Genomic DNA, 21511 nt, shown 5'->3' on the forward strand with positions numbered 1-21511 from the left:
CCGGCGCAATCAATGCACGGCGGCGCCGGCCACGCCGAGATGCCGCTCCAGCGGCGCCGGGTCGGCCTTCAGCGCGCTCGATGGCGCATCATGCACGATCATGCCGCGCTCCAATATCACGACGCGGTCGGCGAGCCCCAGAATCTTCTGCGCATGCTGCTCGACGATGATCGAGCACAGTCCGCCGGCGCGGCTGATGGTGCCGATGGCGGCCAACAGTTCCTCGACGATGATCGGCGCCAGCCCTTCGGTCGGCTCGTCCAGCAGCAGCACTTTCGGATTGAGCGTCAGTGCGCGCCCGATCGCCAGCATCTGCTGCTCGCCGCCGGAGAGCTGGTTGCCGTAATTGCTGCGCCGTTCCTTGAGCCGCGGGAACATCCCGTAGACCCTCTCGACCGTCCAAGGTCCCGGCTGCGCCACGGCGGTCATGTTCTCCTCCACCGTCAACGAGTGGAAGATATTGCGCTCCTGCGGCACCCAGCCGATGCCGCCGCGGGCGCGCTGGTCGGCGCGCAGACTAGTGATGTCTCGGCCGGCGAGCGCGATTCGGCCCGAAAAGCGCCGGGTAACGCCGACGATGGAATTGATCAGCGTGGTCTTGCCGGTGCCGTTGCGCCCGAGCAGCGCGAGCACCTGGCCTTCCGGCAGCTTCAGCGACATGTTCGGCAGCACCACGGCCTGGCCGTAGCCGGCGCGCAGATTCTCGATGGCGAGCAGATCACTCATTCACGCGGCCTCGCCGAGATAGACCGCCTTCACCTGCGGATCGCGCGCGACCTCATCCGGCGGGCCCTCGACCAGCAACGCGCCCGAGACCAGCACTGAGATGCGGTCGGCAAAGGAGAACACCAGGTCCATGTCGTGTTCGATCAAAAGTACGGTGACGTCGCGCGGCAGCGCCGCGACCGCGGCCAGGATGTCCTTGCGTTCGCCCTCGGGCACGCCGGCGGCGGGCTCGTCGAGCAGCAAGACGCGCGGCTTGGCCGCGATCGCGACCGCGATCTCGAGCAACCGCTGCTTGCCGTAAGGCAGGGTCGAAGTCTTGTCGTTCATGACGTCGAGCAGGCGAAAACGCCCCAGGGTCTCGGCGATCTCGGCCGTGACGTCGTCGCGCGTTCCCATCCGCCGCCACCAGTCGCCGCCGCGGCCGAGCCGTTCGGACACCGCAAGCCCGATCGTCTCGAGCGGCGTCAGGTCGGGATAGAGCTGATTGATCTGGAATGTCCGGGACAGACCGCGCAGCACGCGCTTGTGCACCGGCAGGTCGGTGATATCGGCGCCCTCCAGCAGGATGCGCCCCGAGGTCGGCTGCAACACGCCGGTGAGCTGGTTGATGACAGTGGTCTTGCCGGCGCCGTTCGGCCCGATCAGCGCATGGCGGGCGCCGGTTGCGATTCGGAGCGACAGATCGCGGGTGACCCGCAAGCCTCCGAAATTCTTCTCCAGATTCCTGGTTTCCAGCGCGATGGTCATGGCGCCTCGTTGTCGGACAGAGCGACCACGGCCTTACGGCCAGCGAGCTGCTTGAGCACCAGATTCGGCACATATAGCGCGGCAGCATGAATGCGCTGGCGTCCGACCAGCACGATCACCACCAGCACGAGCCCGATCCAGAACATCCAATATTGCGGCGTGATGGTCTGGAACACCTCCTGCAGGATCCTGAACACGACCGCGCCGATCAACCCGCCATAGAGATAGCCGGCGCCGCCGATCACCAGCACCAGCATCAGATCCGCCGACTTCTCGAATGCGAACACGTCGAGCGAAGCGATCGCAGTGGTTTGGGTAAACAGGGCACCTGCAACGCCGGCATAGAACGCCGCGACCGTGTAGATCGCGATCAGCCGGCGATTGACGGGAATGCCGACCGCCGCAGCCCGCAACGGATTGTTCTTGATCGCGCGCAGCGACAGGCCGAACGGCGAATGTACGATCCGCCGCGCGAGCAGAAACAGCACGAACAGCACGGCCAGCGCATAGAAGAAGCCGGTCCTGCCGAACATGTCGAACTCGAACAGGCCGAGCAGCGGCTTGATGTCGATGCCCTGCAGACCATCGGTGCCGCCGGTGACGTTGGAGAAGCGCTCGGCCAGCGCCTCCAGGAGCAGCGCGATGCCGAGCGTGACCATCAGCCGGGTCAGGTCGGCGCCGCGGATCACCAGGAAGCTGGTGACGAATCCCAGCAGCATCGTGACGAGCCCCGCGACGATCAATGCGAGCAGTGGCTCATCGATCAGGCCGTGGGCCGACAAGAGGCCGGCGCAGTAGGCGCCGACGCCGAAGAACGCCGCGTGTCCAAGCGAGACGATGCCGGCATAGCCGAGGATCAAGTCGAGCGAGAGCGCGAACAGCGCGAGCCGTACGACCTCGGTCATGATCAGGTAGCGCGACGGAAAGGCCAAGGCGCAGGCCAGCACGACGACCCAGAACGCAACTTCGCTCCAGTGCCAGCGGCCATGCTGGCGCGCGTGATAGGCGACATCGGTCTGTGCGGTCATTTCAAATCACCGCGCAGCGGTGCGGCCGAACAATCCGTTCGGGCGCCAGATCAGAATCACGATCATCATGGTGTAGATGACGAAGGGGCCCATCTTGGGCACGTAATATTTGCCGGCAACGTCGCCGATGCCGAGCAGCAGCGAGGCCAGGAACGGGCCTGTGATCGAGGAGGAGCCGCCGACGGAGACCACGATCAAGAAGTAGATCATGAATTTCAGCGGGAAATACGGATCGAGCCCGAGAACCTCGGCGCTGAGGGCGCCGCCCAGGCCAGCGAGCCCGCAGCCGAAAGCGAAGGTGAAAGCGAACACCTGCGGCACGTTGATGCCGAGCCCGCTTGCGGCGCGCGGGTCATCGACCGCGGCGCGCAGGCGGCTGCCGAAGCGGGTCTTGGCCAGAACGAGTTGCAGGAGCACCGTGAGCAGACCGCAGATCAGGACGATCATCAGCCGGTAGCGGCCGATGCCGACGCCGAACACGTCGAACTGGCCTTCCAGCACCTCCGGCAGTTTGATGAAGATGCGGGACGACCCCATGATGTAGTCGACCGCGGCGACCGACATGAACACGAGCCCGATCGAGAACAGTACCTGGTCGAGATGGCTGCGCGTATAGAGATGGCGATAGAGCGTGCGCTCCAGTGCCGCGCCGATCACCGCACTCGCGACGAATGCCAGCGGCAGCGCGGCGAAGAACGGCCAGCCGGTCTGGTTGACCAACACCGCGCAGACATAGCCGCCGGCCATCGCAAAGGCGCCGTGGGCCAGATTGACGAAGTTCATCAGGCCGAGCGTCACGGCGAGGCCGCAGGCCAGCACGAACAGCAGCATGCCGTAGGCGACGCCATCGAACAGATTGGTGAGAACAGCGGTCATGGCGTCTAAATTCGGTCCCCGGTCTCACCCCTTCCTCTGAAGGGCGCGCATACCATGCTTGCTCGGTCCAGCCTCCCCCGCCTGCGGGGAAGGTCGCATCGTATCGAAGATTCGATGCGGGTGGGGGAAGTCTCTCCACCCGGGCAGCGTGCCGTGTGGCGCCCCCACCCCAGCCCTCCCCCGCACAAGCGGGGGAGGGAGCGCACCGTCCGTGCGCCCCGGGATGACGCCCTTCGGCGTCACTTCTTCGCTTTACCCGGATCCTTGACCGCGTTGAAGGTCTCGAACTCGACGTTATAGAGCTGGCCGTTCACCTTCTCGACCTTGCGGACATAGACGTTCTGGATGATGTCACGCGTCTCCGGATCGATCGAGATCGGGCCGCGCGGGCTCTCCCAGGCCATGCCCTTCATCGCCGCGAGCAGCGAATCGCCGTCGGTCTTGCCGCCGTCCTTCTTCAAGGCCTCGTAGATCAGGTGGATGCCGTCGTAGCCGCCGACCGCCATGAAGCCCGGACGGCTGCCAAACGCCTTTTCATAGGCCGCGACGAACTCCTTGTTCTTCTCCGAGGGATGCGCCGCCGAATAGATGTGCGCGGTGACGGCACCGAGCACGGCATCGCCCATGTCCTTGAGCAGGTCGTCGTCGGTGACGTCGCCCGGTCCGATCACCTTGATGCCGCTCTTGTCGAGCCCACGCTCGGCATATTGCTTCATGAAGTTGCCGCCCTGTCCGGCCGGCACGAACACGAAGATCGCGTCGGGCTTGGCATCCTTCATGCGCTGCAGAAACGGTGCGAAGTCCGGATTGGCGAGCGGCACCTTGACTTCCTCGACGATCTGGCCGCCGCCGGCAGTGAAGTGCTCCTTGAACGAGGCCAGCGCGTCATTGCCCGGCGCGTAGTCCGAGGTCAGGGTCGCGACCTTCTTGATGCCGTTCTTCGCCGCCCAATCGCCGATGATGGTAGAGGACTGCGGCAGGGTGAAGCTGGTGCGCACGATATACGGCGACTTCTCGGTGATAACGGAGGTGCCGGCCGCCATGACCACTTCCGGGATCTTGCCCTGGGTAGCCAAGGGCGCCGCCGCAAAAGCCGCAGGTGTCACGCCGAAACCGGCGATCACATTGACCTTGTCGTTGACGATCAATTCCTGCGCCAGCCGCTTGGTGTTGTCGGGCAGCGCGGCGTCATCCTTGAGGATGATCTGGATCTTCTTGCCGGCGACCGTATCGCCGTTCTGCTGCATGTAGAGCTTGATCGCATTGTCGATCTGCTTCCCCGTCGACGCCTGGCCGCCGGTCATCGGCACGATCAGCCCAATCTTGAAGACGTCCTCGGCCCGCGCGGCGCCGCAGGCGACCGCCGTCCCGACCAAGGCCGCACTCGCCATCGCCAGTAATTTGCCTCTCACAAACATACCCAATTCCTCCCTGGGTCGTTCAGGACCCAACGGTCCCCGGCCATTCTTGTCTGCTCACCTTGACACCACGCACGATGTCGGGCGCATCGCTGCGGAATAGCCGCGACATTGTCAATGGCGACAATAGGGGAAGCCTGCGACCAAGTGGGGCACAGCGCCGAGGCCTTGCCAAATAGTGGTAAATCGTTACCAAACTCACGAAGCGGCGAATTGACCGATCAAGGCGGAGCCTCCAGGGTTCGGCGCGCAACCCGCCACGCGAAGGATTCTCGACTGCATGCCGGCCCGTCTTCAGTTCGTTGCCAAGCTGTTCGCATCCGCACTGCTCGCGGCGAGCGTCGCCGGCTGCGCCTCCGTCAACGAGAAGGTCTCGGCCGGCATGGGCGATTACATTCCGCAATGGGCCGGCGGCCTGCCGCGCGATGCCCCACCGCGCCCGGGAACCCCGGAATACGATCAATTCATCAAGGAGCGCGAGCGGCGCCGGCAGACTCCGGCCGCCGAACGAGACAAGGAGACGCAGTCAAACCCCAACGCGCAGACCGCAACACCCGCGCGGTAACACAACCCGTACTGCACTTCCCTCCAGAATGCTCTCATTATTGGCTTCAATGGGAACACCCGTTCGCCTTCGCGCCTTGACTTCGCCCGGCTCGGAAGCCACGCAAGGTCCTGTGGAAAGACACATCGAGCAACAACAGAGAAGCCTGGTCATCGGCGGCAGCGGCCTTGTCGGCAATTATTTGCTCGACCAGTTGATCGCGCGCGGCGAGCGTCCGTTGACGCTCATGCGCTCTGCCCCCGCCAGATCCGATGTCGGTTACCTGCCCTATGATCTGGAACGGCCGGCACAGGCCGAACCGCCGCCATTCGACACGCTCTATTGCACCGCGCGCGCGACATTGCTGGCTCCGGCACTGCCCCATTTCATACGTCCCGGCCTGCAACGGCTGGTCGTGCTGAGTTCGACCAGTATCTTCACCAAAGCGGACAGCGAAGAGCAGAGCGAGCGCGACGGCTGGCGCTCACTCATGGAAGCCGAGCGCCAGATCGCCGCGACCTGCACGCAGAGCGGGATCGGTTGGACCATCCTGCGCCCGACGCTGATCTACAGCGAAGGCCGGGACAAGAATATCACGCCGTTGTCGCGGCTGATCCGGCGATTCGGCGTAATGCCGCTGGTCGGTGGCGGGAGGGGCCTGCGCCAGCCGGTCCATGCCGAGGACCTTGCAAGCGGTATGATTGCAGCTGCGGCGGCGCCCGCCGCAACCGACAATATCTACGCGGTGCCCGGCGGCGAAACCCTGACCTACCGGGAAATGATCGGCCGCATCTTCGATGGGCTCGGAGTGCCCCGGCGCACCCCGTCCGTCCCCGCCCCGCTCTGGCGCACGATGTTCCCGCTGCTCAAGCCGCTCTTTCCCGGCGCGAATGTCGCGATGGGCCTGCGCATGATGCAGGACATGGCGTTCGACGCCACGCCGGCGATCAGGGATTTCGGCTGGAGCGCACGCGACTTCCGCCCACTGTTCGATTAATCCACGAACACCACGGTCTTGCGGCCGTTCAGGATGACACGATCGTCGAGATGATAGCGGATGGCGCGCGCCAGCACGCGCCGCTCGATGTCGCGGCCCTTGCGGACCAGATCATCCGGCGTGTCGCGATGGCTGATGCGCTCGACGTCCTGATCGATGATCGGACCTTCGTCGAGATCGCGCGTGACGTAATGGGCGGTGGCGCCGATCAGCTTCACCCCGCGCTCATAGGCCTGGTGATAAGGCTTTGCGCCCTTGAAGCCCGGCAAGAAGGAATGATGGATGTTGATGCAGCGGCCTGAGAGGCTCGCCGACATCTCATCGGAGAGAATCTGCATGTAGCGCGCCAGCACCACGAGGTCCGTCTTGGTCTCCTCGACCAGCTTGAGGATCGCCTGCTCCTGCTCGCGCTTGGTCTCCCTGGTGACCGGCATGTGGTGGAAAGGGATATCGCCGAAGTCGATACCGGCGTAGGTCTCACGGGGGTGGTTGGAGACGATTGCGGTCGGGACCATCGGAAGATCACCGGTGCGCCAGCGATAAAGGATATCGACCAGGCAGTGGTCGAATTTCGACACCAGAAGCATCACCCGCCGCTTTGCGGCGCGATCGCGCAGCTGCCAGTCCATGTTGAACCGCTCGGCGATCGCGGCAAAGCCGGTCTGCAGCGCCGGCAGGTTGACGGCGAGATCGGCGGCGGTGAACACCACGCGCATGAAGAAATGACCGGTCTCGAGATCACCGAACTGCTGGGCGTCGAGGATGTTCTGGCCGTTATGGGCGAGGAAGGTGGAGACGGCCGAGACGATGCCCGGGCGATCCGGGCAAGACAGGGTCAGGACATATTGATGGTCGGGCATGGCGACGGGGTGACCAGGATGACGTGAGGGATCAGGCAAGGGCGGCACCCTCGCTTTCGCGCCCTGCTCTATCACCGACCCTGCCCTTGCGCCAACGCCCCAACAGGGGTCAAGATGAACAAACCGTGCTGCATTTTGTTCGAGCTCCATCATGGCTGACAGGCTCACCGGCTACCGCATCCTGATCCTGGAAACCCGGGAGGAGGCGCAGTTCTCCCGGCTGCTCGCCGAACAGGGCGCCGAGGTGCTGCAATGTCCGATGTTCACGATCCATGACGCTCCGGATCCGGCGCCGATCGAAGCCTGGATCCACCGCTTCATCGCCAAGCCCTGCGATGATCTGGTGCTGATGACCGGCGAAGGACTGCGCCGGCTGATGACAGTGGTGCGGCGGCTCCAGGTCGAGCCGGCCTTCGTTGCCGCGCTTGGCGGCGCCCGCAAATTCACTCGCGGCCCCAAACCCGGCCGCGCCTTGCGCGAGCTCGGGCTCGAGCCGCAGGTCACGACCGAGAAGCCGACCTCGGAAGGCGTCGCAGAGCTGCTGTCAGGCTACGACTTGAAGGGCCATCGTGTCGGCCTGCAGCTTTATCCCGACAAGGACCACAGCGCGCTGATCGGCGCCATTACGGCGCGCGGCGCCGAGGTTGATGCCGTGCTGCCTTATGTTTACGACGCCAAAGCCGCGGATGCCAATATTCTCACCGCCGTGGAGGAGATGGCCGCGGGACGGATCGACGCGATCGCACTGACCAGTTCCGGCCAGCCGCGCCGGCTGTTCGATGTCGCCAAGGCGCATGGCGTCGAAGACCGCTTGCGCGAGGGACTGAAGCGGACGCCCGTCGCATCGGTCGGCCCTGTCGTCACCGAGGAGCTCCTGGCGCATGGCGTCAGCCCGACGATCACACCGGCCGACGAGGCCTACTTCATGAAGCCGCTGATCTCGGCCATGGCGGCGGCGCTAGGCGCGAAGCCGCCGCGCAACGCGACCTCGACATAACTGCCGTCATTGCGAATAAAAGCAATCCAGACCGCCAGCGAAGACCGGACTGCTTCCACGCCGACGCGCCTCGCAATGACGTTGCCCTACTCCGCCGCCTGCCGCGTCTCCTGCAAATAGGCCTGATACGCGCGCCTGATCCCGTCCTCCAGCGCGGTCGACGCGCGCCAGCCAAGGCTTGTCAGCCGCGAGACATCGAGCAGCTTGCGCGGCGTGCCGTCGGGCCGCGACGGATCGAACGCAATGGCCCCGGTATAGCCGACCGCTGCCGCCACGACGCGGGCGAAGTCGGCGATGCTGATGTCCTCGCCGGTGCCGATATTGACCAGCTGTGGATCGGAATAGGTCTTCATCAGATGGACGCAGGCGTCAGCCATGTCGTCGACATAAAGGAATTCGCGCCGCGGCGTGCCGGTACCCCAGACCACCACTTGCGGCGCGCCCGCCACTTTGGCTTCGTGAAAGCGCCGGATCAGCGCCGCCACCACGTGGCTGTATTCGGGATGATAATTGTCACCGGGACCGTAGAGATTGGTCGGCATCACGTTGATGAAGTCGCAAGCGTACTGGCTGCGATAGGCCTCGACCATCTTGATGCCGGCGATCTTGGCGATCGCGTAAGGCTCGTTGGTCGGCTCCAGCGGTCCGGTCAGCATCGCATCCTCGCGCAGCGGCTGGGCCGCGAGCTTCGGATAGATGCAGGAGGAGCCGAGAAACATCAGCTTCTCGACGCCGTTGAGATGCGCGGCGTGGATCACGTTGGCGGCGATCGCGAGATTGTCATAGATGAACTCGGCACGCAGCGTGTTGTTGGCGACGATGCCGCCGACCTTGGCGGCGGCCAGAAACACCACCTGCGGCTTCATCCTGGCGAACCAGGCGAACACGGCGGCCTGGTCGCGCAGATCCAGCTCACTGCGGCCGGCCGTGATCAGTTCAACATCCTCGCGCGAAAGCCGCCTGGCCAGCGCACTGCCGACCATGCCGCGATGGCCGGCGACGAACACCGTCTTGCCGGTGAGCTCAAATGGTATTGCTGCCATAGCTCATGCTGCCAAGGGCCACCTCTCGCCGGGCGGCTGCCAGATCGCTCGCCACCATTTCCCTGACCAAGTCGGTGAAGCTCATCTTCGGTTTCCAGCCGAGCTTGTCGCGCGCCTTGCTGCAGTCACCGATCAGCAAATCGACCTCGGTCGGACGGAAATAAGTCGGATCGATCCGCACTACCGTCTTGCCGGATTTACGATCGATCCCGGTCTCCTCGACGCCCTCGCCGCGCCAATCGATGCCGCGATCCACCTCGGCGAAGGCGAGCTCGACCAACTCGCGCACTGAATGCGCCTCGCCGGTGGCCAGCACGAAATCGTCGGGCGCATCAGCCTGCAGGATCCGATGCATGCCCTCGACATAGTCGCGGGCATGGCCCCAATCGCGCTTGGCCTCGAGATTGCCGAGATAAATGCTCTCTTCGAGCCCGACCTCGATGCGGGCGACGCCGCGGGTGATCTTGCGCGTCACGAAAGTCTCGCCGCGGATCGGGCTCTCATGGTTGAACAGGATGCCGTTGGAGGCGAACATGCCATAGGCCTCGCGGTAGTTCACCGTGATCCAATAGCCGTAGAGCTTCGCACAACCGTAAGGCGAGCGCGGATAGAATGGCGTGGTCTCCCGCTGCGGGACCTCCTGCACGAGCCCGTAAAGCTCCGAGGTCGAGGCCTGGTAGAACCGCGTCTCCTTCTCCATGCCAAGGATGCGGATCGCCTCCAGCAGCCGGAGCACGCCGAGGCCATCGGCATTGGCGGTGTATTCCGGGCTTTCGAAGCTGACGCCGACATGGCTTTGCGCCGCGAGATTGTAGATCTCGGTCGGACGGATCTGCTGCACCAAGCGGATCAGATTGCTCGAATCCGTCATGTCGCCGTAATGCAGCAGGAATGGCACATTGTCTTCGTGCGGGTCCTGGTAGAGGTGATCGACCCGGGCCGTGTTGAAAGATGACGACCGCCGCTTGATACCGTGAACGGTATAGCCGAGGCCGAGGAGATATTCGGCGAGATAGGCGCCGTCCTGCCCGGTCACCCCGGTGATCAGCGCAACACGTCCCTTGCACTCAATCGCCATGCCCTCTCCCAACCGCTTGTGCCGGCGCCCCCGCCGGTCGCTCTTGGGACCGCCCCTTAGCATCCGGAGCCCGCCAAGCGTAACCTGGAACTTATCAGTATCAGCGCTTTAGGTATCGGAATAGAGGCTGATTGTTACTCACCGTAACCGCGCAGCCGGTTCAGATCCAGGATCGTGACGCCGCCATATTCAAGCCGCAACAGGCCTTCCCGCTCCAGCATTTTCAGGCATTGGTTGGCATTCTGCCGGGATAGGCCGGAGAGCGCGCCGACCTCCTCCTGCGTGATCTCCAGATGCCGGGTCGTGTTGGGGTAAAGGATCGGGTTGAACAGCGAGGCGATGCTGCGCGCCAGCCGCGCCGTGGCATCCAGCGTGCGGCCATATTCGACGAGGCCGATGAACTGGCCAAGCCGCTCGTTGAGCTGGGTGACCAGGAACCGGTTGAAGCCGACACTGTTCTCGAACAGGCGCATGAAAGTGCCGCGGTCCATCAGCGCAAGCCGGGTGTCGCGCAGGGCCACCACGTCGTAACGGCGCGGCTCATTCTTGAGCATGCTGCCCTCACCGAACCAAGCCCCCGCGGTCATGCCCGTGAAAGTCGTCGCCTTGCCGCCGCGGGACACGATGCTCATCCGCGCGAGCCCGGAGACGATGCCGGTCCAATAATCGAAATGGTCGCCGCGCAGGAAGATGTGTTCGTTGGCCGCGAACGAGCGCTCGACGATGCCGCCGCAAGCGGCCTCGATCTCCTCTGGCTTCAGATATCGCGACCACGGCGCGATGCGCTCAAGATAGTCCTGACCAATCAAACCTTCATCTCGTCAATTCGGAGCCTGTTTGACCATCTTGCTGCAACGCAGCAGGGCTGCGGCGATTTTCACCAGGCAATTGTCGGGCGCAAGACATTTCCCAGCCGCGCTTTCCTCTATTCACGACCGTGTGCGTCGTTGATGCGGATCAGCGCGCGGCCGATCCTTCGTCGGATAGCGTTCGACCGGCGGCCGGGCTAGGATCACCGGCAACGCGAGAAGAGCACAAGGACCCAAGAGCGCGGCAAGCGCCGGGGAGCCTCGGGAGGAAAGATTGGACTATACGTTGGAAGCGCGCGCGGTGTCGCTGCGGTTCGGCGGCGTACGGGCGCTGACCGATGTCAGCTTCGGCGTGCGCGAGGGCGAGCTGTTCTCCATCATCGGCCCGAACGGCGCCGGCAAGACCTCGATCGTCAATTGCATCTCCGGCCGCTACAGACCGACCGAGGGCCGGCTGTTCCATCGCGGCCGCGACATCACCTCGCTGCCGCCAAATGCGCGGGCGACGCTCGGCATCGGCCGTACCTTCCAGAACCTCGCTTTATTCCACCACATGAGCGTGCTCGACAACATCATGGTGGGCCGTCATCACCTCTTGAAGAACAACTTCCTCACGGGATCGCTGTACTGGCTGACCGGCGCGCGGCGCGAGGAGCTCAAGCACCGCGAGAAGGTCGAGGAGATCATCGACTTCCTCGACCTGCAATCGGTTCGCAAAGCCACCGCCGGCACCCTCTCCTACGGCCTGCGCAAGCGCGTCGAACTCGCCCGCGCCATGGCGCTGGAGCCGCATCTGATCCTCCTCGACGAGCCGATGGCCGGCATGAACTTCGAGGAGAAGGAGGACATGGCGCGCTACATCGTCGACCTCAACGAGGAATACGGCATGACGGTCGTCATGATCGAGCACGACATGGGCGTCGTCATGGACATCTCCCATCGCGTCATGGTGTTCGATTTCGGCCGCAAGATCGCCGACGGCGATCCGGCCGCGGTGCTCGCCGATCCCCATGTCAAACGCGCCTATCTCGGCGAAGAGGACGAGCTCCTGGTCGATCCCGACGACGTCGCCGAAGTCGCGGAGAACGCGGCATGATGGATTATGCTGCCAGGGTCGCACAGGCCGACACCTATCCCAAACTGCTGCGGCTCAATGCGCGCGAGCACGGCAAGGCGGTCGCGCTGCGCGAGAAGGATCTCGGGCTGTGGCGCGTCTTCACCTGGGCGGACTACCAGAGGCGCGTGCGCGACTTCGCGCTCGGCATGGTCGAGCTCGGGCTCGGCAAGGACGACGTGATCGGCATCATCGGCGACAACCGGCCGGACTGGGTCGCGGCCGAGATCGCCACTCACGCGATCCGGGGCTTGAGCCTCGGACTGTATCGCGACGTGCTGGACGAGGAAGCTGCCTATCTCCTCAACTATGGCGAAGCGCGGCTGGTGTTTGCCGAGGACGAGGAGCAGGTCGACAAGCTGTTGAACCTCGCCGACCGCGCGCCGAAGCTGAAGCATATCGTCTATTCCGATCCGCGCGGGATGCGGAAATACGACGATCCCAGGCTGATGCCGGCCGCCAAGCTTGCCGAGCTTGGCCGTAGCAGGGCAGCGCGTGACCCCGATCTCTACGACCGCCTGGTGGATGCGACCGATGGCGAGGATTGCGCGATCCTCTGCACGACGTCGGGCACCACCTCGCACCCCAAGCTTGCGATGCTCGCGGCTGGCCGTGTGCTGCGGCATTGCGCGACCTATCTCAGCTTCGATCCCAAGGGGCCGGACGACGAATATGTCTCGGTGCTGCCGCTGCCCTGGATCATGGAGCAGGTCTATGTGCTCGGCAAAGGGCTGCTCTGTCGGATGAAGGTCAACTTCGTCGAAGAGCCCGAGACGATGATGAACGATTTCCGCGAGATCGCGCCCACCTTCGTGCTGTTCGCACCGCGGGTCTGGGAGCAGATCGCGGCCGACGTCCGCGCCGGCGTGATGGACGCGACGCCCCTCAAGCAGCGGCTGTATCATCTCGGCATGTCGACGGGACTCGCGGCGCTTGAAAAGGGCCAGCATTCGCGCTTTGCCGATCTCGTGCTGTTCCGGAGCTTGCGCGACCGGCTCGGCTTCACGCGGCTGCGCTCGGCGGCAACCGGCGGTGCCGCGCTCGGCCCTGACACCTTCAAGTTCTTTCGCGCCATGGGCGTGCCGCTGCGCACGCTCTATGGCCAGACCGAGCTGCTTGGCGCCTACACGCTGCATCCGGACGACAAGGTCGATCCCGACACCACCGGCGTGCCGATGGCGGCGGACATCGAGATCAAAATCAATGCGCCCGACAGCCAGGGCATCGGCGAGATCGTGGTGCGCCATCCCAACATGTTCCTGGGGTACTACAAGAGCCCGGACGCCTCGGCTGCGGATATCAAGGACGGCTGGATGCATTCCGGCGACGCCGGCTATTTCAATGCCGCCGGGCAGCTCGTCGTGATCGACCGCATCAAGGATCTCGCGGAAACCTCGCGCGGCGAGCGCTTCTCGCCGCAATATATCGAGAACAAGCTGAAATTCTCGCCCTATATCGCCGAAGCCGTCGTGCTCGGCGCCGGCCGCGACCAGCTCGCGGCGATGATCTGCATCCGCTATTCGATCATCTCGAAATGGGCGGAGAAGAACCGCATCGCCTTCACCACCTACTCCGATCTCGCCTCGCGCAAAGAAGTCTATGCGCTGCTGCAGAAGGAAGTGGAGACGGTCAATACGACGCTGCCGCCGGCGCAGCGCATCGCGCGCTTCCTCTTGCTCTACAAGGAGCTCGATGCCGATGACGGCGAGTTGACCCGCACCCGCAAGGTGCGCCGCAGCGTCATCAACGAGAAATACGCCGGGATCATCGACGCAATCTATCGCGGCGAGCCGCGAATTCCGGTCGATACCGTGATCCGCTTCCAGGACGGCACCACCCAGCGCATCCGCACCACGTTGCGGGTAGTCGACATGTCGGGCTACGGAACAATCGCGGAGGCCGCGGAGTGAGATTGCATCAACAAAGCAAGGTGCGCTTTGCTGCGCCCTCCCCCCTTGCGGGAGAGGGCAACTCCGCTGCCTACCCCAAGCTTGGTCGGGTGAGGGGTCTCCATCCTCTTGCTCGCCAGCCGAGAGAACCCCTCACCCGGCTGCGCTCCGCGCAGCCACCCTCTCCCACAAGGGGAGAGGGCTGCAGCGCGCCCGCACGATCATGAACACTTCCTTCCTCATCCAGCTTCTCGTCAACGGCCTCGTGGTCGGCACGCTCTACGGCGTGGTCGCGATGTCCTTCGTGCTGATCTACAAGGCGACGCAGGTCGTCAATTTCGCGCAGGGCGAATTACTGCTGGTCGGCGCCTGGGTGTGCTGGGCACTGCTGACCAAATTCCAGGTGCCGTTCTGGGTCGGTATGCCGCTGACGCTCGTCTTCATGTTCGTGTTCGGCATCGCGATCCAGGTCGTCATCCTCCGGCCGATGATCGGCGAGCCGATCATTTCCGTCATCATGGTCACGATCGGGCTTTCCACCGTATTCCAGGCCGCGCTGAAATGGATGTTCGGCGTCAACCCGCAGCCGTTCCCGCCGGTGTTCGCGAGCACGGCGATCGACATTTTCGGCCTGCAGATCCAGACCGTCTATGTGATGAGCCTTGTCGTGTCGCTCCTGATGATGCTCGGCATGGCCTGGTTCTTCCGTGCCTCCAAATACGGCCTCGCCATGCGCGCCACCGCCTTCAACCAGCAGGTCGCACAATCGCTCGGCATCTCCGTGAAGAACGTGTTCGCGATGGCCTGGGCGATCTCGGCCACCGTCTCCGCGGTCGCCGGCGTCGTCGTCGCGGTCGTCAACGGCGTCTCGTCGGGGCTGTCCGCCTATGGCATCAAGGTGTTTCCCGCGGCGATCCTCGGCGGGCTCGATTCGATCGGCGGCGCCGTGCTCGGCGGCATCATCATCGGGCTTCTGGAAAACGTCGCCCAATATGTCGACAGCCAGTATCTGCACTGGGGCAATCTGTACGAGATTGCGCCGTTCTACGTGCTGATCATCATCCTGATGATCAAGCCCTACGGCCTGTTCGGCACCCATGACATCGAGCGGATCTGACTCATGGTAGTTCGTTCAACGATCCCCGCCGGTGACTACCGCACCTCCTACGCGGCGGACACCACCATTTTTCCCACCCGGACCAGCCGCAATTTCGCGATTGCGGGCGTGGCGCTGCTGTGTTTCGCGCCGCAATTGTTCTCCGAATACTGGCTCTCGATCTCGATCCAGATCGGGATTTTCGCGATCGCGGCGCTCGGCCTCAACATCCTGGTCGGCTTCACCGGGCAGATCTCGATCGGGCACGCCGCCTTCTTCCTGCTCGGCGCCTTCACCTCGGCCTATATCAACAACACCTACGCGATCCCGGTGTTCTTCGCGATTCCGCTCGCCGGTGTCGTCACCGCGTTGGTCGGGCTGATCTTCGGCATTCCGGCGGCACGGCTGAAAGGCCTCTATCTCGTCATCGCCACGCTTGCCGCCCAATACATCCTGCTCGACTTCTTCTCCCGCGCCGAGTGGTTCTCCGGCGGCTCGGTGCCCGCCTCGGCCAACCCGTTCTCGATGTTCGGCTACACGCTGCGCGGCGACCGGCAATATTTCTATGTCGTGCTCGCCTATCTCCTGGCCAGCTACATCCTGGTCACCAATCTGATGCGCACGCGCGACGGCCGCGCGCTGGTCGCGATCCGCGACCACTATCTCTCCGCCGAGATCATGGGCATCAACCTCACCAAATACCGCACGCTGTCGTTCGGTCTTGCGGCCTTCTTTGCTGGCATCGCCGGGGCGCTTTACGCCCATTACCAGCTCGTGATCTCGCAGGAGGGCTTCGGCATCGAGCGCTCGATCCTGTTTCTCGCCATGATCATCATCGGCGGGGCCGGCTCGATCATGGGCACCCTGATGGGCACCGCCTTCGTGGTGCTGTTGCCGGAATCGATGGAGTGGATCAGCCTGCTGCTGAAGGGCAGCGCCATCGATCATGCGCTGGCGCTGAACAACAACATCACTTTCCTGCGCGAGATCGCGATCGGCCTCATCATCATCGGCTTTCTGATGTTCGAGCCGGACGGGCTCGCGCATCGCTGGCGGCAGATCAAGGCCTATTGGAAGCTCTACCCGTTCTCACACTAACAAGGGACCGGCGACAATCCGGCCCGCATATCAGGAGGAAGCGATATGACGATTAAATCTCTATTGAGCTCGGCGGCGCTCGTGCTTCTGGCAGGTACGTTCGCATCGCAGGCGCAGGCCGAAAGCGGGCAGATCGCGATCGGCCATCTCGAGGATCTCTCGGGCGGCACCTCGGACGTCGGCACGCCCTACGGCCAGGGCGTTGCCGATACCTTCGCCTGGATCAACAAGAATGGCGGCATCGGCGGCAAGCAGGTCGCGGTCGACAGCAACGATTATGGCTACCAGGTGCCGCGTGCGATCGCGCTGTACAAGAAATGGTCGGCGCCGGATAACAAGGTCGCGGCGATCATGGGCTGGGGCACCGCCGACACCGAGGCGCTGACCGGCTTCCTCGCCAACGACAAGATCCCGGACATGTCCGGCTCCTATGCCGCGGCGCTTACCGATCCCGAAGGCGCCAGCGGCAAGGCCAAGCCCGCGCCGTATAATTTCTTCTATGGCCCGAGCTATTCGGATGCGCTGCGCGCCGAGCTGACCTGGGCCGCCGAGGATTGGAAGGCCAAGGGCAAGCCCGGCAAGCCGAAGTTCGTGCATATGGGCGCCAACCATCCCTACCCGAACGCCCCGAAAGCGGCGGGCGAAGCGATGGCGCTCGAGCTCGGCTTCGAGGTCCTGCCTCCGCTGGTGTTTGCGCTCTCGCCCGGCGATTACAGCGCGCAATGCCTGAGCCTGAAAAGCTCCGGCGCCAACTACGCCTATCTCGGCAACACCGCCGCCTCCAACATCTCGGTGATGAAGGCCTGCAAGAACGCCGGCGTCGACGTGCAATTCCTGTCCAACGTCTGGGGCATGGATGAGAACGCGGCCAAGACCGCGGGCGATGCCGCCGACGGCGTGATCTTCCCCTTGCGCACCGCGGTCGGCTGGGGCGGCGATGCACCCGGCATGAAGACGGTGATGGAGATCTCGAAGATGTCCGATCCGTCGGGCAAGATTTATCGTCCCGTGCACTATGTCGCTGCGGTCTGCTCCGCGCTCTACATGAAGGAAGCCATCGACTGGGCGGCGAAGAACGGCGGCGCCACCGGCGAGAACGTCGCCAAGGGCTTCTATCAGAAGAAGGATTGGGTCCCCGCAGGAATGGCGGGCGTCTGCAATCCCTCGACCTGGACCGAGAAGGACCACCGCGGCACGCTGAAGGTCGATCTGTATCGCGCCAAGGTGACCGGGCCGACCGACGGCGACCTCAACGACCTGATGGCCAAGGGCACGATCAAGCTCGAGAAGGTCAAGACCGTCGAGCTGCCGCGCAAGCCGGAATGGCTGGGGTGGTAGTTTGCGACTGAGTTGGCTCAGTGCTGACCACAACAAAAGTCGTCATCCCCCGCGCATACGGGGGATCCAGTACGCCGCGGCTTCTCAGGCGATCCCCGGCGTCTCTGGAATACTGGATCGCCCGCCTTCGCGGGCGATGACAGCGAGAGTCATCGGACATGGTTGAAACCCTCGACAGGCCCAACGCAACACCGCCCTCTGCCGCGGCGCCGCTCCTTTCCGTCCGCAACATCGAGGTCGTCTATGACGACGTCATCCTGGTGCTGCGCGGCTTGAGCCTCGACGTGCCGAAGGGAGCCATTGTCGCGCTGCTGGGCGCCAACGGCGCCGGCAAGTCGACCACGCTGAAGGCGATCTCGGGCCTGCTCAAGACCGAGGACGGCGAGGTCACGCGCGGCGAGATCATATTCGACGGCGCGCGCATCGACGGCATCGATCCCGAAAAGATCGTCCGCCGCGGCATCTTCCAGGTCATGGAAGGGCGCCGCATCATCGCCGACATGACCTCGCTCGAGAACCTCAAGCTCGGCGCTTTCACCCGCAGCGATCGCGAGGTCGCCTCCGACATCGAGATGGTGTTCAACTATTTCCCGCGGTTGAAGGAGCGCACCGGGCTCGCCGGCTATCTCTCGGGCGGCGAGCAGCAGATGCTGGCGATCGGCCGCGCACTGATGGCGCGGCCGAAGATGATCTTGATGGACGAGCCGTCGATGGGGCTGTCGCCCCTGCTGGTGAAAGAAGTCTTCGCCATCATCAAGGAGATCAACCGCGACCTCGGCGTGACCATTCTCCTGGTCGAGCAGAATGCGCGCGCGGCGCTGTCCGTGGCAAGCCACGGCTACATCATGGAACAGGGCAAGGTGGTGCTCGACGGCACCGCGGATAGCCTGCGCGACAATGAGGACGTCAAGGAGTTCTACCTCGGCGGCGCCGGCGACCAGCGCAAGAGCTTCAAGAACCTGAAAAGCTTCAAGCGGCGGAAGCGATGGCTGTGAACGAGATGTCTCAACATCGTCATGGCCGGGCTTGACCCGGCCATCCACGCCTTGAAGCACGCAGGACAGACGTGGATGCCCGGGACAAGCCCGGGCATGACGGCACAATATCTGAGGACCGGATATGCCCCCCCATTACGACGCCCTCGAAACCCGCGATCCCGACGTGCGCGAGCAGGACCTGTTCACGCGCCTGCCCGCAGTGCTGCGCGCGGCGATGCAGGCGCCCGCCTATGCCGAGCGGCTCAAGGGGATCGATCCCACCGAAATCACGGACCGCGCCGCACTGGCGCTGCTGCCGGTGCTGCGCAAATCCGAGCTGCCGGCCCTGCACAAGGCAGCGCCGCCCTTCGGCGGTTTTGTCGCCCCGGCGCCCGGAAGCTTCGCCCGCCTGTTCACCTCGCCGGGTCCGATCTTCGAACCGGAGACGAACCAGTGCGATCCCTGGCGCGGGGCACGTGCGCTCTACGCCACCGGCTTTCGCCGCGGCGACGTCGTGCTCAACACGTTCAGCTATCATCTGACGCCCGGCGGCTTCATCTTCGATGCATCAGCGCGCGCGCTCGGCTGCGCGGTGATCCCGGCCGGCCCGGGCAATACCGAGGCGCAGTTCGAATTGATCGAGGCCTACCGCCCGATCGGCTATAGCGGCACGCCGGACTTCTTGAAGATTCTCCTCGACGCGGCCCAGAGCGCCGGTCGTGACGCCTCCTCGATCAAGCGTGCGCTGGTCTCCGGCGCGGCGTTTCCGCCGTCGCTGCAGGCCGAGATCAAGGCGCGCGGCATCGACGCCTATCAGGCATTCGGCACCGCCGATCTCGGCATCGTCGCCTACGAGACCGCAGCGCGCGACGGCCTGGTGGTGAACGAGGATCTGATCGTCGAGATCGTGCGTCCCGGCACCGGGGATCCCGTGGCCCAAGGCGAGGTCGGCGAGATCGTCGTCACTTCGCTCATATCAGAACATCCCTGGATTCGGCTGGCGCTCGGCGATCTCACCGCCGAGCTGTCCGGCCTCAGCGCCTGCGGACGCACCAATATGCGGATCAAGGGCTGGATGGGTCGCGCCGATCAGACCACCAAGATCAAAGGCATGTTCGTGCGGCCGGAACAGGTCGCCGAGATCGGCAAGCGCCATCCAGAGCTCGGACGTCTCCGCCTGGTGGTGACGCGCAGCGGCGAGACCGATCTGATGACGCTGAAGGCGGAATGTTCCACGCCGAGCGAGGCGTTGCAGACCGAACTCACCGCGACGTTGCGCACCGTAACGAAGCTCGGTGGAACCGCCGAGCTGGTCGCGAGCGGCTCGCTGCCCAACGACGGCAAGGTCATCGCCGACGAGCGGTGAGTGAACTCGCGCGGCGCACTCCCTTTCCTCGCACGCGGCGCGAGGTTGAACCGAATTCGCAGGAACCTATTAGGAACGCTCGCTGCCCAGCCCTGCACCAGCAACATAGGCGTTCGCGCAGGCATCGCTCCCCGGCAATTGCCGAGCCCGATACCCTCTCCTATACAATCCGGTCTCGCGTCTTCCGGAGTCCTCGTCCATGGCTTTCCCGCGCGCTTCGCAGGCCCTGTCCCGCTTCACCGTGCTCGACCTGACCCGGGTCCGCGCCGGTCCCACCTGCGCGCGGCAGTTCGCGGACTGGGGCGCCAATGTCATCAAGATCGACGCGATGATGGAGAATGGCGGCGAGTCCATGGGCGGCCCTCGCCAGGGTGCCGATTTCCAGAACCTGCACCGCAACAAGCGGGCGATGACGCTGAACCTGAAGGATCCCCGCGGGGTCGAGGTGTTCATGCGCCTTGCGGCGAAAGCCGACGTCGTGATCGAGAACTACCGGCCCGACGTGAAGACCAAGCTCGGCATCGATTACGAGAGTGTACGCAAGGTCAATCCGCGCATCGTCTATGGCAGCATTTCCGGCTTCGGCCAGGACGGCCCCTACCACAAGCGGCCGGGCTTCGATCAGATCGCGCAAGGCATGGGCGGGCTGATGTCGATCACCGGCGCCCCGGGCCAGGGCCCGATGCGCGTCGGCATTCCCGTCGCCGACCTCACGGCCGGGCTGTCCTGCGCGATGGGCATCCTCACCGCGCTGCTGGAGCGCGATGTTTCCGGCGAAGGCCAATGGGTGCAGACCTCGCTGCTGCAGGCGCAGATCTTCATGCTGGATTTCCAGGCCGCGCGCTGGCTGATGGAAAAGGACGTCGCGCAGCAGGCCGGCAACAACCACCCGACCAGCATCCCGACCGGCGTGTTCAGGACCTCCGACGGCTACATCAATATCGCCACCACGGGCGGCCGGATCTGGGAGCGCTTCTGCCAGACCCTCGGCGCGCCGGAGTGGATCGACAATCCCGATTTCGCCACCGCGCCCGCGCGCTCGAAGAATCGCGACGCGCTGAACGCTGCGATCGATCAGCACACGGTGACGAAATCCACCGAGCAATGGGTGAGCGAACTCAATGCCGCCGGCGTCCCCTGCGGCCCGATCTACTCCATCGATCAGGTGTTCGAGGACGCACAGGTGAAGCACCTCGGCATGGCGCAGCCTGTGCCGAATGAGGAGGGCCGCGACATTACTTTGGTCGCGCAGCCCTTCACGCTGTCGCGCACGCCGAGCCGGATGGCCGCTCGCCCGCCGGAATTCGGCGAGCAGACCGAAGACGTCCTCTCGGAATTCGGCTTCACCGATGGCGAGATCGCCGACCTCAGACTGCATCGGGTGGTCTGAGCGGCTGCAATGTGACGAAAAGCGGGCCCGCTTCCCGCTGTGGCCCGAATGTCACCACGCCCGAACTTCAGAGTTGGCCAGATTGAGGTCGTTCCGGGACCGCGATATGCTCTTTTCGTC

20 protein-coding genes are annotated in these 21511 nt (G+C 64.3%); 11 read left to right on the top strand and 9 right to left on the bottom strand.

Going from position 1 to position 21511, the window contains the following annotated elements; translation table 11 throughout:
* Nucleotides 1-9 precede the first annotated feature (9 nt).
* From QX071_RS20325 to QX071_RS20345, 5 genes are all read right to left on the bottom strand, one after another.
* Nucleotides 10-726: an ABC transporter ATP-binding protein gene (locus QX071_RS20325; protein ID WP_315704460.1), complete on the bottom strand. Its 717-nt coding sequence runs from the start codon at nucleotides 724-726 to the stop codon at nucleotides 10-12.
* The gene (locus QX071_RS20330) at nucleotides 727-1473 is read right to left on the bottom strand and encodes an ABC transporter ATP-binding protein (protein WP_315704461.1); all 747 of its coding nucleotides are present in this window, start codon (nucleotides 1471-1473) and stop codon (nucleotides 727-729) included.
* Nucleotides 1470-2501, bottom strand: a complete 1032-nt coding sequence (locus QX071_RS20335; protein ID WP_315704462.1) for a branched-chain amino acid ABC transporter permease — start codon at nucleotides 2499-2501, stop codon at nucleotides 1470-1472. Before QX071_RS20335 ends, QX071_RS20330 begins: the two co-directional genes overlap by 4 nt.
* Before the next feature lie 6 nt (nucleotides 2502-2507).
* Nucleotides 2508-3377, bottom strand: coding sequence for a branched-chain amino acid ABC transporter permease (locus QX071_RS20340; protein ID WP_315704463.1), 870 nt, complete (start codon nucleotides 3375-3377; stop codon nucleotides 2508-2510).
* A gap of 239 nt (nucleotides 3378-3616) precedes the next feature.
* The gene (locus QX071_RS20345; RefSeq protein ID WP_315704464.1) at nucleotides 3617-4795 is read right to left on the bottom strand and encodes an ABC transporter substrate-binding protein; all 1179 of its coding nucleotides are present in this window, start codon (nucleotides 4793-4795) and stop codon (nucleotides 3617-3619) included.
* 280 nt (nucleotides 4796-5075) lie between these two features.
* Here QX071_RS20345 and QX071_RS20350 point away from each other — a divergent pair, with 280 nt between their 5' ends.
* A complete protein-coding gene (locus QX071_RS20350) occupies nucleotides 5076-5360 on the top strand; it encodes a hypothetical protein (RefSeq protein ID WP_315704465.1) in 285 nt (94 codons plus the stop codon).
* Between the two features lie 112 nt (nucleotides 5361-5472).
* Nucleotides 5473-6336, top strand: coding sequence for an NAD-dependent epimerase/dehydratase family protein (locus QX071_RS20355; protein WP_315704466.1), 864 nt, complete (start codon nucleotides 5473-5475; stop codon nucleotides 6334-6336).
* On the opposite strand, the gene purU is transcribed toward QX071_RS20355, so the two are convergent.
* On the bottom strand, nucleotides 6333-7196 hold the full coding sequence (gene purU, locus QX071_RS20360; protein WP_315704467.1) for a formyltetrahydrofolate deformylase: 864 nt from the start codon (nucleotides 7194-7196) through the stop codon (nucleotides 6333-6335). The genes QX071_RS20355 and purU overlap by 4 nt on opposite strands.
* A 151-nt stretch (nucleotides 7197-7347) precedes the next feature.
* Here purU and QX071_RS20365 point away from each other — a divergent pair, with 151 nt between their 5' ends.
* On the top strand, nucleotides 7348-8193 hold the full coding sequence (locus QX071_RS20365; RefSeq protein ID WP_315704468.1) for a uroporphyrinogen-III synthase: 846 nt from the start codon (nucleotides 7348-7350) through the stop codon (nucleotides 8191-8193).
* Between the two features lie 86 nt (nucleotides 8194-8279).
* On the opposite strand, the gene QX071_RS20370 is transcribed toward QX071_RS20365, so the two are convergent.
* The 3 genes from QX071_RS20370 to QX071_RS20380 all read right to left on the bottom strand — a co-directional run bounded on the left by QX071_RS20370 (nucleotide 8280) and on the right by QX071_RS20380 (nucleotide 11123).
* On the bottom strand, nucleotides 8280-9236 hold the full coding sequence (locus QX071_RS20370) for a GDP-L-fucose synthase (RefSeq protein WP_315704469.1): 957 nt from the start codon (nucleotides 9234-9236) through the stop codon (nucleotides 8280-8282).
* Nucleotides 9217-10314 (bottom strand): GDP-mannose 4,6-dehydratase, encoded by a 1098-nt coding sequence (gmd, locus tag QX071_RS20375; protein WP_315704470.1) that lies wholly within the window; start codon nucleotides 10312-10314, stop codon nucleotides 9217-9219. The genes QX071_RS20370 and gmd overlap by 20 nt, the downstream gene beginning before the upstream one ends.
* A 134-nt stretch (nucleotides 10315-10448) precedes the next feature.
* Nucleotides 10449-11123, bottom strand: coding sequence for a Crp/Fnr family transcriptional regulator (locus QX071_RS20380; RefSeq protein ID WP_315704471.1), 675 nt, complete (start codon nucleotides 11121-11123; stop codon nucleotides 10449-10451).
* 274 nt (nucleotides 11124-11397) lie between these two features.
* Here QX071_RS20380 and QX071_RS20385 point away from each other — a divergent pair, with 274 nt between their 5' ends.
* The 8 genes from QX071_RS20385 (at nucleotide 11398) to QX071_RS20420 (ending at nucleotide 21391) form a co-directional block, all read left to right on the top strand.
* Nucleotides 11398-12219: an ABC transporter ATP-binding protein gene (locus QX071_RS20385; protein ID WP_315704472.1), complete on the top strand. Its 822-nt coding sequence runs from the start codon at nucleotides 11398-11400 to the stop codon at nucleotides 12217-12219.
* A complete protein-coding gene (locus QX071_RS20390; RefSeq protein WP_315704473.1) occupies nucleotides 12216-14147 on the top strand; it encodes a long-chain fatty acid--CoA ligase in 1932 nt (643 codons plus the stop codon). Before QX071_RS20385 ends, QX071_RS20390 begins: the two co-directional genes overlap by 4 nt.
* Before the next feature lie 202 nt (nucleotides 14148-14349).
* Entirely contained in the window at nucleotides 14350-15243 is an 894-nt protein-coding gene (locus QX071_RS20395) for a branched-chain amino acid ABC transporter permease (protein WP_315704474.1), read from the top strand.
* A gap of 3 nt (nucleotides 15244-15246) precedes the next feature.
* Entirely contained in the window at nucleotides 15247-16320 is a 1074-nt protein-coding gene (locus tag QX071_RS20400; RefSeq protein WP_315704475.1) for a branched-chain amino acid ABC transporter permease, read from the top strand.
* Between the two features lie 45 nt (nucleotides 16321-16365).
* Complete coding sequence (locus tag QX071_RS20405; RefSeq protein WP_315704476.1) at nucleotides 16366-17658, top strand: ABC transporter substrate-binding protein; 1293 nt, start codon at nucleotides 16366-16368, stop codon at nucleotides 17656-17658.
* A 158-nt stretch (nucleotides 17659-17816) separates the two neighbouring features.
* Nucleotides 17817-18653 (top strand): ABC transporter ATP-binding protein, encoded by an 837-nt coding sequence (locus QX071_RS20410; RefSeq protein ID WP_315704477.1) that lies wholly within the window; start codon nucleotides 17817-17819, stop codon nucleotides 18651-18653.
* A gap of 124 nt (nucleotides 18654-18777) precedes the next feature.
* A complete protein-coding gene (locus tag QX071_RS20415) occupies nucleotides 18778-20001 on the top strand; it encodes a phenylacetate--CoA ligase family protein (protein WP_315704478.1) in 1224 nt (407 codons plus the stop codon).
* A 199-nt stretch (nucleotides 20002-20200) separates the two neighbouring features.
* Nucleotides 20201-21391 carry a CoA transferase gene (locus QX071_RS20420; protein ID WP_315704479.1) on the top strand — a complete coding sequence of 397 codons (1191 nt, stop codon included), beginning with the start codon at nucleotides 20201-20203 and terminating at the stop codon, nucleotides 21389-21391.
* Nucleotides 21392-21511 lie beyond the last annotated feature (120 nt).

It is taken from the genome of Bradyrhizobium sp. SZCCHNS1022, assembly GCF_032484835.1.
Taxonomy (GTDB): domain Bacteria; phylum Pseudomonadota; class Alphaproteobacteria; order Rhizobiales; family Xanthobacteraceae; genus Bradyrhizobium.